At 67.2% G+C, this 14,119-nt stretch carries 16 protein-coding genes; 3 read left to right on the plus strand and 13 right to left on the minus strand.

Annotated elements, in window-relative coordinates; genetic code table 11:
- Nucleotides 1–172: 172 nt before the first annotated feature.
- Complete coding sequence (locus E2E30_RS18290; RefSeq protein WP_133191781.1) at nt 173–1,228, plus strand: IS110 family transposase; 1,056 nt, start codon at nt 173–175, stop codon at nt 1,226–1,228.
- A gap of 1,235 nt (nt 1,229–2,463) precedes the next feature.
- Here the strand turns inward: E2E30_RS18290 and E2E30_RS18300 are convergent.
- The 5 genes from E2E30_RS18300 to hisG form a co-directional block, all read right to left on the minus strand.
- A complete protein-coding gene (locus tag E2E30_RS18300) occupies nt 2,464–3,825 on the minus strand; it encodes a S41 family peptidase (RefSeq protein WP_206365611.1) in 1,362 nt (453 codons plus the stop codon).
- A gap of 164 nt (nt 3,826–3,989) precedes the next feature.
- A complete protein-coding gene (locus E2E30_RS18305) occupies nt 3,990–4,166 on the minus strand; it encodes a DUF4169 family protein (RefSeq protein WP_133191783.1) in 177 nt (58 codons plus the stop codon).
- A gap of 2 nt (nt 4,167–4,168) precedes the next feature.
- The gene (gene nusB / locus E2E30_RS18310; protein ID WP_133191784.1) at nt 4,169–4,639 is read right to left on the minus strand and encodes a transcription antitermination factor NusB; all 471 of its coding nucleotides are present in this window, start codon (nt 4,637–4,639) and stop codon (nt 4,169–4,171) included.
- 270 nt (nt 4,640–4,909) lie between these two features.
- Complete coding sequence (gene hisD, locus E2E30_RS18315; protein ID WP_133191785.1) at nt 4,910–6,196, minus strand: histidinol dehydrogenase; 1,287 nt, start codon at nt 6,194–6,196, stop codon at nt 4,910–4,912.
- Nucleotides 6,197–6,239: 43 nt separating this feature from the next.
- On the minus strand, nt 6,240–6,902 hold the full coding sequence (gene hisG, locus E2E30_RS18320) for an ATP phosphoribosyltransferase (protein WP_133191786.1): 663 nt from the start codon (nt 6,900–6,902) through the stop codon (nt 6,240–6,242).
- 63 nt (nt 6,903–6,965) lie between these two features.
- Here hisG and E2E30_RS18325 point away from each other — a divergent pair, with 63 nt between their 5' ends.
- Nucleotides 6,966–8,066 (plus strand): DUF2332 domain-containing protein, encoded by a 1,101-nt coding sequence (locus E2E30_RS18325; protein WP_133191787.1) that lies wholly within the window; start codon nt 6,966–6,968, stop codon nt 8,064–8,066.
- Nucleotides 8,067–8,088: 22 nt separating this feature from the next.
- Here E2E30_RS18325 and E2E30_RS18330 read toward each other — a convergent pair whose 3' ends face one another.
- From E2E30_RS18330 to E2E30_RS18355, 5 genes are all read right to left on the minus strand, one after another.
- Nucleotides 8,089–8,976: an alpha/beta fold hydrolase gene (locus E2E30_RS18330; protein WP_133191788.1), complete on the minus strand. Its 888-nt coding sequence runs from the start codon at nt 8,974–8,976 to the stop codon at nt 8,089–8,091.
- Nucleotides 8,977–9,097: 121 nt separating this feature from the next.
- Nucleotides 9,098–10,000 (minus strand): pirin family protein, encoded by a 903-nt coding sequence (locus E2E30_RS18340; protein WP_133191790.1) that lies wholly within the window; start codon nt 9,998–10,000, stop codon nt 9,098–9,100.
- Nucleotides 9,997–10,440, minus strand: coding sequence for an NUDIX hydrolase (locus E2E30_RS18345; RefSeq protein WP_133191791.1), 444 nt, complete (start codon nt 10,438–10,440; stop codon nt 9,997–9,999). The genes E2E30_RS18340 and E2E30_RS18345 overlap by 4 nt, the downstream gene beginning before the upstream one ends.
- Complete coding sequence (locus E2E30_RS18350) at nt 10,437–11,168, minus strand: glutathione S-transferase (RefSeq protein WP_133191792.1); 732 nt, start codon at nt 11,166–11,168, stop codon at nt 10,437–10,439. The genes E2E30_RS18345 and E2E30_RS18350 overlap by 4 nt, the downstream gene beginning before the upstream one ends.
- Nucleotides 11,165–11,479, minus strand: coding sequence for a BolA family protein (locus E2E30_RS18355; RefSeq protein ID WP_133191793.1), 315 nt, complete (start codon nt 11,477–11,479; stop codon nt 11,165–11,167). The genes E2E30_RS18350 and E2E30_RS18355 overlap by 4 nt, the downstream gene beginning before the upstream one ends.
- A gap of 40 nt (nt 11,480–11,519) precedes the next feature.
- On the opposite strand from E2E30_RS18355, the gene E2E30_RS18360 reads away from it, so the two are divergent.
- A complete protein-coding gene (locus E2E30_RS18360) occupies nt 11,520–12,140 on the plus strand; it encodes a J domain-containing protein (protein ID WP_133191794.1) in 621 nt (206 codons plus the stop codon).
- Between the two features lie 24 nt (nt 12,141–12,164).
- On the opposite strand, the gene E2E30_RS18365 is transcribed toward E2E30_RS18360, so the two are convergent.
- The 3 genes from E2E30_RS18365 to E2E30_RS18375 are packed head-to-tail and all read right to left on the minus strand — an operon-like array spanning nt 12,165 to nt 14,065.
- Nucleotides 12,165–12,941 carry a VOC family protein gene (locus E2E30_RS18365; RefSeq protein ID WP_133191795.1) on the minus strand — a complete coding sequence of 259 codons (777 nt, stop codon included), beginning with the start codon at nt 12,939–12,941 and terminating at the stop codon, nt 12,165–12,167.
- 13 nt (nt 12,942–12,954) lie between these two features.
- Nucleotides 12,955–13,608, minus strand: a complete 654-nt coding sequence (locus E2E30_RS18370; protein ID WP_133191796.1) for a glutathione S-transferase family protein — start codon at nt 13,606–13,608, stop codon at nt 12,955–12,957.
- 25 nt (nt 13,609–13,633) lie between these two features.
- Nucleotides 13,634–14,065, minus strand: a complete 432-nt coding sequence (locus tag E2E30_RS18375; RefSeq protein WP_133191797.1) for a VOC family protein — start codon at nt 14,063–14,065, stop codon at nt 13,634–13,636.
- Nucleotides 14,066–14,119 lie beyond the last annotated feature (54 nt).

Here is a 14,119-nt window from a genome sequence, read left to right on the forward strand (position 1 = left end):
GACACCATGACGATCACATTATTTGTTAATTCGCTGATAATCGCAGCGGTTGAGAACGGGCCCGCCGCAAGACGGCAGGAAGTCTGAACACCGCAACCTTGCTTTAGGGGATCGGCAAGTGCCGCGTCATCCCGTTCTTCAAGTTGGTGTCGGCCTCTTCGCTAGTAGGAGGATGTCATGGGTCACAAATACTGGGGTTGGTCTTGACGTGGGTGAGGCGAGCACTGGTGTGTGGGTATTAGGCGCAGATGAGGCGCCGCTGTTGGAACGTACGTCTACATCAGACGCAAGTGAGATTGCGCAGTGTTTATCCCCCTTTCCGCGGGATGGCATCGCTGCAGTCGCAATGGAGGCGGGCGCGGCTCATAGCTTGGTCAGAAAACTTGCTGCATTGGGTTTGCCGATTGTCTTGCTTGATGCCGGAAAAGTGAGTCGATTCCTGTCGATCAGGCATCATAAAACTGACAGAAACGATGCGCGCGGCATTGCGGAGATCGCTCGACAGGATCGGCACGCACATTTGCGCTCATACATTAGGGACGTGGAGTGCCAGCGAATTCGGGATCAGCTAATTATCCGCAATCAGCTCGTCCACCAGCGGACGGCTTCGCGGAATGCGCTACGTTCAATGCTGAGGAACCAAGGCAGCGCGACCCGGCAACTCAAGTCGGGGAAGAGACTCCGCAAGCGGGTAGAGGCTGAGCTGCAGATTATCGAGCGAGTGGCGGGACAGGACGCTGCTTCTGCGACCCGGTCGCTGCTCGAATTGCACGAGGCCCAATCCAGATTCGTGGAGCAATCGGACAAGCGACTCGCGCGAGTTGCAGCGGATATTCCCGAAGTGCAGCGCTTCCTAAAAATTCCAGGCGTCGGACCAATCTGCGCGATATCTTTTTACAGCACGATCGGAGATCCCCACCGGTTCTCGAACACAGCCAGCGTCGGCCCATATTTGGGCATGGTACCGAAGCTGAAACAGAGCGGCTTGGAGCTGAGGCGATCAGGTATCACTAAGGCGGGTGACACTCTTGCGCGCGGGCACCTCGTCCTGTCTGCAGGGGTGATGATTTCACGCGCTGCGGGCGACAGTGCCGTACGCGATTGGGGCCGAACACTGGTTGGCAAAAAGGGCTATGGAAAAGCTCGCTTAGCAGTGGCTAGAAAGCTGGCAGTCATCATGCTCAGCATTTGGAAGTCAGGTGACGACTTTCGACCCTATCCGACTTGAACTCTCACCAAGGAGCGGTGGGCCAGTCTTCGAGCAAAATCGTAGGACGGTGATCCTGCATCACATGCTGGAGCTGGCCCATCGAAAATGGACGTACTAGATTTGCGATGCCGGGTGGCCGATGCGGATGTCCAAGCCACACGCTAAAGGCATCGGCACGTGTCTCAAGCACGTTCTCAACGCCCGGCATCCATCATGCACCCTAAACGCTTGATTGGCGTCGCGCTTCAGCTTCTCTGAAAGCAAATTGACGTGACCTGCTCAGTCGAACGACTGTGACGATAAGTCGCGCATGTACATGACTTCTGAAACGCGGGCCCGTGAGGTCATCGCCGGCCGCTCGCGGTGGCGGGTTGGGTCGTGCAAGACCGTGTCGATATGAACCGCACTGCGTCCCTTGGCATTGCAGTGCGCGAGTTTCCGTTGGCGACCGGGCCGTGTGACTATCTGCTGATCGTCGCGGGCAAAGCGTGCGGTGTGTGAGTGAGGCGAAGCCGGCGGGGACGACGCTGTTGGACGTTAAGGAACAGTCGTCAGGTGGCGTCAAAGGATACAATGGGTGGGGAGCGGTCGGACCGCTTTCGGACGATTGGCAACAATAGCGGACGATGATTGTGGAGGCGTGCTTACAACCAGTCTGGCGCTTCCGCACCCCCGGACCACTTCCAATCTCGCAACATATCGCGAGCCGATTCGGCGTCGATAGTCTCGTCTAATGTCACCGCGGAATAGCCAAAGCCTGCCTCAGTGAGGGCTTCTACATAAGGCTCAATCGCTTCCCATCGCGGGTCGGCGACAAGACCGGCGCTCCCACCGAATTGCGGGAGTAGAGCGGTAAACCTGATGCTCTGGCCTCTGATCTTAAGATCAAACGGCGCGACGGTGACGATGCCGAGACGCCCTGCCAGTTGCTTCCACAGTTCAGGTTGTGCGACCATTCTCGCTGAATAGGCCAATCGCGGGCCTTACGGAAGGTCCGGTTTTGGGAAGCCGCCAATCGCCGCCCGATAAGTACTTCTGGTGCGATTTGAGACCGACCGCTTTGCCGCCTGATCACTGCCGGTCGGCTTTCAGGCGATGCTCGCGCGGTCTCGAGGGCGACACGGCGAAACGGCGATACGGGGTGGAGACCGCCCGGCCGCTTTGGGGAAGGCGGATGGCGATCGCCGACGCTGCGCGGCGTTGCTGCCTTTTCCAGGAAGGATGCCGAAACGGGAAGGCAGGATCATGCCCGCTCAGCGCGGAGGCGACAGGCTCTGCACGACCCGCCGGATCATCGTCTGGTGATCGGGAGCGAAGGGCGGCAAGGATCGCGCGGGATCGATGCCGACACCTTCCTGCGACCGGCCAGCGGGATCGCGATAGTCCTCGGCCGGCAGCATCAACGTCCAGCCATTCGGCAAAGGCTTGGCGAGCTGATCGGACAGCGCGCCGCGCGTTCTTCCGCCGATCTGCCTCACGTTTGGCAGCGCCCGCATCGCCAGCGTGAAGGTTTCGCCCGCACTGACCGTCACGTCGCTGGTCAGCAGCGCGACCGTGCCGAGATACCGCACGCGATCGCTCGGCACGACTTCGAACCGCTGATAGGCGCCCTTCGCGCCGACCGCTCGTTTCGAGAAGGCTAACCGGCGTTCGCTCGCGAACCGACCGGCGATGTGGAGGCTGATCGCATCATACCCGCCCCGGTTGTTGGTCACGTCCACGATCACCGCCGGAAGCCCTTGAAAGGCGGTGAGGGCATCATCGAGCGCCGCGTCCAGTGCGCGCATGTCGTCGGGTGGAGCATCCTTGTCGAACGCGCCCATCGCAACGATGTTGAGGTAGCCGATGCGACCCGTCGTGCCCCACAGGATGCGGCGGTTCGCGACCTGATGCCCGCCGCCGTCGAGCAGACGGATAATCCCCTCGCGATAGGATTTGGACCAGGCTCGCTCCCTCTCGGCGGGATCGGCCCCCAATGCCGGGTTGGCTCGTGCGCTCGATATGGTTGGCGCTTCACCGCCTTCGAAAGCGTGATCGACACCGGCGATCGTGGCCTGCAAGCCCACATGCGCATCGTCGAGCCGCGCGAGCGCCCGGGTCGTGCGCTGGAAAAAGCCGAGGTCGGGGGGTGAGGTAACCGGAGTGGCAAGCGCAGCGGTGAGCGTGCCCAACGTTCGTCCGCGTCGGCCGAAGCCGGGATACAGATCGGCAAAGGTGGCTGCGATCACCTCGCCAAGATCGTGCGCCGTCCAACCTCGTTGCACGGTGCAGCGCCGCGGAAGCGCGGCGATACGATCGAAGCCATAGCGCGTCTGGTCGGCCGAGGCGGCGAATACGATGTGCGTCGGGCTTACGATCGACACGAGCCGATACGTGTCGTCGTCGGTGTCGCCGGTCGGATCACGATAACAGAACGCGCCGGCGACGTGATACAGCGTGCGCGCCCCGCCGCGCACGACGAGGATATGCCCGTAGCCGCGGGATCGCCAAACACCGTCGGCAGCCTTGCCCGCAGTTGCCATCGGCACCCATTGGCCGGCCAAGGCGGGAGACATGCCCGCTGCGACGAGCGTCGCACACGCGGCATATCGGATGAGCTTACTCGTCAGTGTCACCGCCATCGCCTTTCTATCGAACCATAAGCGCGGTGTCTTGCTGCGGCAATACAGTTACGGGTGTTTTGCTTTCCCAAACTCTGTTTCCGAGCGCGCATCCTCCTGCCGCCTGGCGGCGAGGCGCGCGGAAGCATGGGGATCGCCCGGCGGTCGCGACCGCAGGGTCATTCCTCGCGTTTGGCTCCGTCGAGCGCGCGTTCGGCGCGTGCCGCGTCGTGCGCTGTCGCGGCGCGTTCGGCCTTGCTGCGGCCGAACGCGGCGCGGTTGGTGGCGGCGGTCGTCTCGGCGGTGTCGCGCGCGCGGGCTTTCCGCGCGCGGCGGAGGTTGACGACCTCGCCCATGGTTAGGCGCGGACGTCCTTGGCGATACCGTCGAGCAGGCCGTTGACGAAGCCCGCCTCGCGCTTGTCGAAGAAGGCGTGCGCGACGTCGACATATTCGGTGATGACGGTGCCGACGGGCACGTCGGCGCGCGCGAGCAGCTCGTAGGTGCCCGCGCGCAGGATCGCGCGCATCGCCTTGTCGAGCCGCGCGAGGTTCCAGCCCTTGGCGAGCTTGGCGGCGATCGTCGTGTCGATCTCGGCGAGGCGCGCCTCGGTACCCTTTACGACATCGTCGAAGAAATCGACCTCGGGCTCGGCATATTCGGCGTCTTCGATCGTCGCGCCGAGGCGGTGGTTGTGGAACTCGTTGAGCAGCTGCGCGACGGGCGTTGCTTCCATGTCGTGCTGGTACAGCGCCTGGACGGCGGCGAGACGGGCGGCGGCGCGCGCTTTGGAGCGGGCGGCCGTGCGGGGAGTGGCGTGGGAGGACATGCGGCGCGCCTTAGGGGAAAAAGCGGGGAACGGGAAGATTGGTGTGTGTGGGCGCGTCTCGGCTCCCTGGAGGGGGCGGGGTTGGTTGGTTCGGGCGACGGTTGCCCGCGAGCCCCCCCTCCTTGGAAAGGAGGGGTCGGGGATGGGGCGGCCCGTAGTCGGGCGTGACGCGTGCCCTAGGAGCGAGGATGGACACCGCTTGCGTCAGAGTGCCGCTCGCCCGGGAGGCCGACCCACCCCCAGCCCCTCCCTTCCCGGGAGGGGAGGAGGTTAGGGGAGGCGGAGCGCGACCGATCTGGCGTGGGCGGGGAGGCCTTCGGCTTCGGCCAGCGCTACCGCGGCTGGGCCGATGGCCGCGAGGCCTTGGGGGCCGAGCTGCAGGAAGCTGGTGCGCTTCATGAAATCGAGCACCGACAGCCCGCTGGCGAAGCGCGCGCGCCGCCCGGTCGGCAGCACGTGGTTCGGCCCCGCGACATAATCGCCGATAGCCTCGGGCGTGTGGCGGCCAAGGAACACCGAGCCCGCGTGACGCAGCTTGTCGAACAGCGCTTGCGGATCGTCGCACGCGAGCTCGAGATGCTCGGCGGCGAGGCGGTCGACCAGTGGGAGCGCCTCTTCGAGCGTGCGCACGACGATGATCGCGCCGTTCGCGTCCCATGCCGCGCGCGCGACCTTCGCGGTTGCGAGCGTCTCGATCTGGGCGTCGACTTGCGCCGCGACGGCGTCGGCGAATTCGGCCGAGTCGGTGAACAGGATCGACTGGCTGGTCGGGTCGTGCTCGGACTGGCTGAGCAGATCGGCGGCGATCCAGTCGGCGCGGTTCTCGCCGTCGGCGACGACGACGATCTCGGACGGACCTGCGACCATGTCGATGCCGACGACGCCGTAGAGCTGGCGCTTGGCCTCGGCGACCCAGGCGTTGCCCGGGCCGGTGATGACGTCGACCGGGCGGAGCCGGTTTGTGCCGTAGGCGAGCGCGGCGATCGCCTGCGCGCCGCCGATCCGCCACAGCTCGTCGACGCCGACGATGTGCGCGGCGGCGAGCACCAGCGGGTTGACTTCGCCATCGGGGGTCGGCGTGACCATGACGATGCGATCGACGCCGGCGACCTTGGCGGGGATCGCGTTCATCAGCACCGAGCTCGGATAGGCCGCGCGGCCGCCGGGGATGTAGATCCCGGCATGTTCGATCGCATTCCAGCGCGCGCCGGTGCGGATGCCGTTGGCGTCGGTGCTGTCGGTGCCCTGCGGCTTCTGCTTCTCGTGATAGGTGGCGATGCGCTCTGCCGCGAGCTCGAGCGCGGTGCGGAGGTCGGGGGCGAGGCCGTCATAGGCGGCGCGCCATTCGCTGGGGTCGATCTGCCAGCCGGTGGCGTCGAGATCGTGGCGGTCGAAGCTTTGCGTATAGGCGTGGACCGCGGAACCGCCTTCGTCGCGGACGCGCGCGATGATCGCGCGGACGTCGCGCGCGACGTCGGCATCGGCTTCGCGGCGGGCGTTGACCAGCGTGGTGAAGTCGGCCGCGAAGGTGGGCGAGGTGGTGGTGAGCTTGATCATAAGATCCTCCCCTCCCTTTCAGCCAGGCGAGTCGTAAACGCGCTCATGCCGCCATCTCCTGTGCAACAGCCTGCCGGAACGCCTCGACCAGCGGTACGACTTCGCCACGCGTCTTGAACGCCGCGCGGTTGACGATCAGCCGCGAGGTGACCTCGCAAATCACCTCGACCTCGACCAGGCCGTTCTCTTTCAGCGTGCGGCCCGACGACACCAGATCGACGATCCGCGGCGCGAGGCCGAGCAGCGGCGCCAGCTCCATCGCGCCGTTGAGCTTGACGCACTCGGCCGACACGCCGCGGCGCGCGAAATGCGCTTCGGTGACGTGGGGGTATTTGGTCGCGACGCGGACATGGCTCCAGCCGCGCGGATCGTCATTTGCGGCCATGTCGGCGGGCTCCGCGACCGACAGGCGGCAATGGCCGATGCCGAGATCGACCGGCGCGTAGAGCTCGGAATAATCGAACTCGGCGAGCACGTCGGACCCGACGATGCCGAGCTGCGCCGCACCGTGCGCGACGAAGGTCGCGACGTCGAACGCGCGGACGCGGATGAGGTCGATTCCGGGGGTGTTGGTAGTGAAGCGCAGCGCGCGGCTGTTCTCGTCGCTGAACGCGGCTTCGGGGACGATTCCGGCGCGTTCGAGCAAGGGGATCGCTTCGGCGAGGATGCGGCCCTTGGGGACGGCGATGATGATCGGGTCTGCCATGCCGCGGGCTTTACTTGGCGGCGGGGGTGGGCGCAACAACGCGACCGACGGAGAAAATCGATCATGGCCGATGAGCAGACCAATCGTGACGCGTTCCGGATCCAGCAGCAGTATTGCGAGGCCAATGCCGCGCCGGTCTATGGCCGGATGTGCGCCGCGCTCGTCGACGGGCTGACGCGGCGATCGGTCATCGGGGCGCGGGTGCTCGACTGGGCGGGCGAGCCGACGCGCGATGCCTTGCCGTTGCGGCTGTTCGGGGGGCTGCATGCGTTGGTGCAGGCGGGGGGCGATGCCGGGTTGGCGGCGGTGTATTCCGGGGCGGTGACCGAGCAGGGTGCGATTCTTGCGACAATCGAGCGGGTACTCGCCGTGCATGAGGCGGCGTTGCTGCCGTGGCTCGACGGGCCGCCGCAGACCAACGAGCCGGGGCGGTCGGCGGCGCTGCTGCTCGGGTTGCTCGAGATTGCGCGGGCGAGCGGGCCGCGGGTGGAGGTGCTCGAGATCGGGTCGAGTGCGGGGCTCAATCTGCTGATCGGGCGGTATCGCTTCGATCTTGGCGGCGTGGCGTTCGGGCCGACCGACTCGCCGGTGACGATCACGCCGCGCTGGAGCGGGCCGCCGCCCGATCCGGTGCCGCTCGAGATCGTGTCGGTGCGCGGGTGCGACGTCGCGCCGATCGATGCGACCGATCCGGCGGTGGCGGCGCGGCTCGCGGCCTATGTCTGGCCCGAGACGCCCGAGCGACTGGCGCGGGTGCGCGCGGCGGTGGAGATGGTGCGCGCGGATGGCGTAGCGCTCGCGCGGGCGGATGCGGCCGACTGGATCGAGGCGCGGCTCGCCGAGCCGCAGGCGGAAGGCGTGACGCGCGTGTTGATGCATTCGGTGGTGTGGCAGTATCTGCCCGAGCCGGTGGCCGAGCGCGTGCGCGTGGCGATGGCCGCAGCGGGCGCGCGTGCGACGGTCGAGCGGCCGCTTGGCTGGGTGGCGATGGAGCCCGATCGGTCGGTCGGGCACCAGGTGGTGCGGGCGCGGTGGTGGCCGGGGCGCGCGGAGTGGACGACGGTGGCGACGAGCCATGCGCATGGGGCGTGGATCGATACGGGGGCTGGCGCGGGGGCTGCGCCGCTGGTGGATTTGCCGGAGGCGGCGCGGGTAAGGGTTTGATCCTCCCCGTGCCGGGGAGGATTTAGGTGGCTTCCCACGCCTTGATCGCGGCGACGATCGCGTCGGGGTTTTCCCACGGGACGAAATGCCCGGCATCGACCTTTACCAGCGTGAGATCGGGCACCAGCGTCTCGAGCCCCTCGAGCTGGCTCGGCAGCAGCGCTGCGTCGCCGAGACCCCACACCACCAGCGTCGGCTGCGTCACCGGCGGGAACGCGCCGTCGAGGAACGCCGGACGCTGCGGGGTCTCGTCCATTGCCGGGACGAGGATCGGGCTCGCGCGGTACCAGTTGAGCATCGCGGTCATCGCGCCGGGTTGTGACCATTGGTCGAGATAGACCGGCTTTTCATCGGCGATCTTTGAGAAATCGGTGTGGCGCAGGAAGCTGCTGTCGAAGAAATTCGAGAGCCCGATGCTGTCGATATAGGTCTCGAACCCGGGATTGCGGAAGGCGGTGATGTACTGGCTCGCCTCGCGCTGCGCCATGTCGTCGAACAGCGTGCGCTGGAAGACGAAGGGGTGCGGCGCGTTGACGATGACGAGGCGGGTGATGCGGCCGGGGTTCTGCAACGCCGCCATCCACGCGATCGCGCCGCCCCAGTCGTGGCCGACGAGCGTGAAGGTCGCGAGCTTGAAGTGATCGGCGAGCGCGAGCAGGTCGGCGACCATCTTGTCGGGGGTGTAGTCGGCGATCGCGGCGGGCTTGGACGAGCGGGCGAAGCCGCGCTGGTCGGGGGCGATGACGAAATGATCGGCGCTGAGCTGCGGGATGACGTGGCGCCAGGTGCGGTGCGATTCGGGGAAGCCGTGGAGCAGGATGATCGGCGGATGCTCGGGCGAGCCGGCGGTGGCGACGTCGAGTTCGACGCCGGTCGGGAGGGCGATTCGGTTCAGGGTGAAGGTGGTCATTTTGATACTCCCCTCCCGCTTGCGGGAGGGGTCGGGGGTGGGCGCCCGGCCTCCACATGCGGTTCGTTTCGAAAGCGCGAGCCCACCCCCAGCCCCTCCCGCAAGCGGGAGGGGAGAGGCATTACGGATAGCTGACCGTCTTGGGAATGGCCGGAATCGGGATCCATTCCTTGTTGTCCCCCGGCACCTTGGGAAATTCCCCCGCGGTCCAGGCGCGCTTGGCTTCGTCGATCCGATCGCGCCTCGAGGAGACGAAGTTCCACCAGACGTGGCGCGGCGTGGTGAACGCCTCGCCGCCGCACAGCATCGCGCGCGCGCCCGTCGTCGAGCGAAGCGTCGCCGCGGTGCCGGGCTTGAGCACGTAGAGCGTCATCGGCTCGAGCGTCATCCCATCCAAGGTCGCCTCGCCGAGCGCGATGTAGAGCGCGCGCTCGTCGGCTTCGGCGTCGATCGGGATCGACCCGCCCGCGTCGAGGACGATGTCGGCGTAGATCGTGCTGGCATAGGTGGTGGTCGGCGCGGTGGCGCCCCAGAGACTCCCCATCACGATCCGCGCGCGGGCGTTCGATACCTCGACCGTCGGCAGATCGGCGCGGGCGACATGCTCGAATGCGGGGGCCATCTCCTCGTCCTTCTCGGGCATGGCGAGCCAGGTCTGGATGCCCGACAGCTCGGGTCCGGTCGCGCGCTCGGCGTCGGGGGTGCGTTCGGAATGGACGATGCCGTGGCCGGCGGTCATCAGATTGACCGCGCCGGGCTCGATCACCACGTCGCTGCCGAGCGAATCGCGATGGCCGAGCGCGCCGCCGAACAGATAGGTGACGGTCGACAGATTGATGTGCGGGTGCGGCCGCACGTCGATCCCTTCGCCCATGCCGAGCCGCGACGGGCCCATCTGGTCGAAGAAGATGAACGGCCCGACCATCGTGCGCGGTCGCGACGGCAAGGTACGGTGGACCTTGAAGCCGCCGAGATCGTGCGTGACGGGCGTGATCGTCTGCAGGATGAGGTCGTCGTTGGTCATTCGGAGCCCTCCAGCGCGTCGAGGATCGCGGGGAGATCCTCGGGGAAATAGGGTTCGGTGGCAGCGGCGAGATCGGCGCGCGTGAACCAGTGGAAGCGCGTCATCACGCGCTGTTCGAGCGCGGTATGGCCGCTCGTGTCGACCGCATCGTGCGGCGCGCGGACGCGGAAATAGCGCTCGTCGGCGCTGACTTCGATGCCCTCGATCGTCAGGAACTCGACATGGCGTTGCAGCACTTGCGGCCCGCAATCGAGATCGAGCCCGGTCTCCTCGCGCAGCTCGCGGCGCGCGGCGGCTTCATAGCTCTCGCCCGGATCGACCGCCCCGCCCGGCGTGCACCAAAAGGGCGGGCGATCGTCGGGATCGAAGCGGAACAGCAGCACGCGATCGGCTTCGTCGAGCAGCAGGATGCGCGCCGCCGGGCGGGGGACGCGGCTCATGCCCGCTCGTCTCCGGCGGCGTCGAGCTCGGGATAGTGGCGGAAAATGCCCTGCTCGTTGAACGCGATGCGCCGGTCGCTCTCGAGATAGGCGCGGATGCCCGGCAGCGCGGCGACCTGATCGTGGATGCGGAGCACCGCCGGATACGCGCCTTCGATCGCCGCCATCCGCTTGGGAAACATGTAGCGCAGGCCTTCGACCAGCTGGAACAGCGATGTGTCGCCATAGCTCCAGCGATCGCCGATCAGCCATTCGCCGGGATTGGCCTTCGCCGCGCGTTCGAAATAGCCGAGGAACTTGGGGATGCGATCTTCGCGGAACGCGGCCGCGGCGATCAGCGCGGCGTCTTGCTGGTCCTCGTAATAGGCGTTGCCGTCGAGCGGGTGATGGACGTTGTGCGCCTCGGCGACGACATCGGCGATCGTCAGCTGGAGCTGGTTGAGCCACAGCCGGTCGGCGATTGTTGCGCCCCCGATATGGTGCTGGTCGCCGAGGTAGAGCAGAATGTTGGCGACTTGCGCGATCACCATTCCGTCGAGTTCCAGATAGGGCGGCGCGAACGGCCCGCGCGCCGCGGCGTGGCGTTCCATGTCGTCGAGCAGCGCCTCGGCGCCGTGCTGCCGCGCGCAATCGTCATAGCCGATCCCCGCCGCCTCGAGCACGAGCCGAACGAACTCGCCGCGCCCCTGCAGATCGGGCCAGTACCACAGCTTGTAGCGCGCGCTCATTCGCCTGGCGCCCGCGCGCGGATCGCAAGCGCGTGGATCCGGTCGCGCAGCAGGTCGGCGAGCGCGGTGTTGACGAGGCGCTGCCGCGCGACGCGCGACAGGCCGGCAAAGGCGGCCGATTCGACGCTCACGCTGAAATGCGATTCGCCGGTGCCGTCGTCGCCGAGATGGCCGGCATGCTGGGCGCTGTCGTTCGACACGTCGAGCGCGGTGGGGGCGAGCGCGGCGACCAGGCGCTCGCGGATATCATCGACGAGCGGGCGCGGGGGTGCGCCAGGAATCGGGGCGGGGGCGGTGGCAGGGTCGGTCATCGCGCCTATATAGGCCGTTTTTGCAGTTAGGGAGCCCCGCGTGGCGCGCGAGGACGACAAGAAAGATGGCGCGAGAGAGCGGCCCGCCCCGCGCTTCCACGGCCGGGTCGAGGGGACCGGGCGCGTGTGCGAGGAACCGGGGTGCGACGAAGCGGGCGAATTCCGCGCGCCCGCAGGCGATTCGCCGCGGATGAGCGGCGACGGGCCGCGACCGTATCGCTGGTTCTGCCTCGATCATGTCCGCGCGTTCAATGCGCGCTACAATTTCTTTACGGGCATGAGCGCCGAGGAAATCCACGCGCAGCAGCGCCCGTTTGCCGGATGGGAGCGCGAGACGCGCGCCTTTGCGCATTCGGGCGCCGACGTGCCGCCGAAATGGGGCGATTTCAGCGATCCGCTCGATGCGATCGGCGCGCGCTTCCGGCGCGCGGCCGAGCCGGCGCGCAAGGACGGGCGGCCGTTGTCGGAGGTCGACCGGCGGTCGCTCAAGGTGCTCGGGCTGGCGGCGGATGTCGACCGGCGGGGGTTGCGCGAGCGCTATGCCGAGCTGGTGCGCAAATATCATCCCGATCGCAACGGCGGGGACCGCGGTTTCGAGACCAAGCTGCAGGAGGTGATTGCCGCCTATACGCAGCTGAAGGGCGCACCGGCGTTCGCGTGATGCGGCCGGGCGCGATCGCGACGCTCAGCCCGTCGCCCCCGGACCGACCACGCCGAACACGACGCCGTGCGGATCGATCGCGACGATGATGCGGTCGCCGCCGGGCACGTCCATCGGACCCGACAGGACGCTGCCGCCCGCCTCGGCCACGCGCACGACGGCGGCCTCGATATCGGGCGCGCGGAAATAGAAGCGCCAGCCGGGGTGCTGCGCTTCGCCGGAATCTCGCATCGTCGCGCCGAAGGTCTGCTCGCCGACCGCGATGAAGCGGTACTCGCCGATCGGGCCCATCGGCATCACGTCGGGATAGCTCCAGTGGAAGATGTGGCGGTAGAAGGCGTCGCCGGCGTCCTGATCGGGGGTGATCAGCTCGTTCCAGTTGCATTTGCCCATGCCGCTGCGGTCATAGGCGGTGCTGTCTTCGTCGCTGTCGCCGCGCATGATGTAGAACGGAATGCCCTGCGGATCGGTGACCACCGCCATACGGCCGACGCCGGGGATGCTCCACGGGCCCATAAGGACCGCGCCGCCGGCGGCGTTGATCGCCTCGGCCGAGGCATCGACATCGTCGACTCCGATGTAGAACAGCCAGCCAGGTTTTGCCCCGCCGGCAGCCATTTCGGGCGTGAGCCGCATCACGCCACCGACGAGTCCGTGGCCGGTCTCGATCATGCGATAGTCCATGTCGGGGGCGGGTTCGCCGATCTGCCAGCCGATGACATGATCGTAGAACGCTTTCGACGCGGGCGGATCGGCGCTCACCAATTCGTACCAGATCGGCGTGCCATGCAGGTTGGTCATCGCTCGGGCTTCCTCATACGGCGGGGACGGCTTGCTCGGCGTACACCGCGAGCTGGTCGGCGAGCGCGCGTTCGAAGGCGGGCCGCGCGGTGCAGCGCGCGAGATAGGCGGCGAGCGTCGGGAGGCCTTCGAACAGTTCGTCGGTCGGGCCGATGCGCAACACTGCTGCCATCATCAGGTCGCCGACGGTGAAGGCGTCGCCGCCGAGATAGGGCTGGTCGCCGAGCGCCATCGCCACCCCGCCGAGCCGCGCGCGCGCCGTTTCCAGGACGCTCGGGCGGCGTTGCGCCGACCACGGCTTGTCGGCCTCGAACAGGTCGCAGCGCACCAGATCCATCACCGCCGGCTCGACCGAATTGAGCGCGGCGATGACCCATTGCTCGGCGATCGCGCGGCCCGCGGCATCGTCGGGGAGCAGCCCCGCGCCGCGGCGCGCGATGTGCAGCACGATCGCGCCCGATTCGAACAGCGCGACGCCGTCGTCGCGATAGATCGGCACCTGGCCGAAGGGTTGCAGGCGGCGATACTCGGGCGTCTTGGCGTCGCGGATCAGATCGACCGTGTAGCGCTCGCCAATTTCCTCGAACGCCCAGCGCGCGCGAAGATCGCGGACCTGGCCGCGCGCAAATTTGGGTACCCAGGCGAAGGTGGTGATGGTCGGAGTCATCGATAGCGCTCCTCGATTGGCCGGATCAGTCGGCGAGCGCCGCCTCGGGAGGCGCGGCGGGCGCGGCCGCCGCGTCCATCCAGAACGGCCCGAAGCCGTGGCCGTCAGGATCCTCGATCCCGCGCGAATACATGAAGTCTTCGTCCTCGGCGCCGTGGACTTCGCGTCCGCCCGCCGCGATCGCAGCGGCGGCGAAGGCATCGACTGCTTCGCGCGAGTCGAGCGCCAGCGCGAAGAGCGGGCCGCCGGTCGCGCGCGCATCGCCCGGCGGCTTGGGCGAGATGCCGCGATAGACCGGGTGGCTGAGCAGGTTGAAGGTGATGGTGTCGGACCACGCCATCGAGGCGGCGGCATCGCTGGAGAAGGCCTGGTTCTTGGTGCAGCCGATCGCCTCGTAAAATGCGGTGGACGCCGCCACGTCGGCAACCGGCAGGCTGATGAAGATCCGCTGTGTCATGGCGCCACTCTCCGGTGCGATTCGACGTTTGCAAAGGATGCTGTCGATAGTTAC

The organism is Sphingomonas sp. AAP5 (assembly GCF_004354345.1).
GTDB classification, from domain to species: Bacteria; Pseudomonadota; Alphaproteobacteria; order Sphingomonadales; family Sphingomonadaceae; genus Sphingomonas; species Sphingomonas glacialis.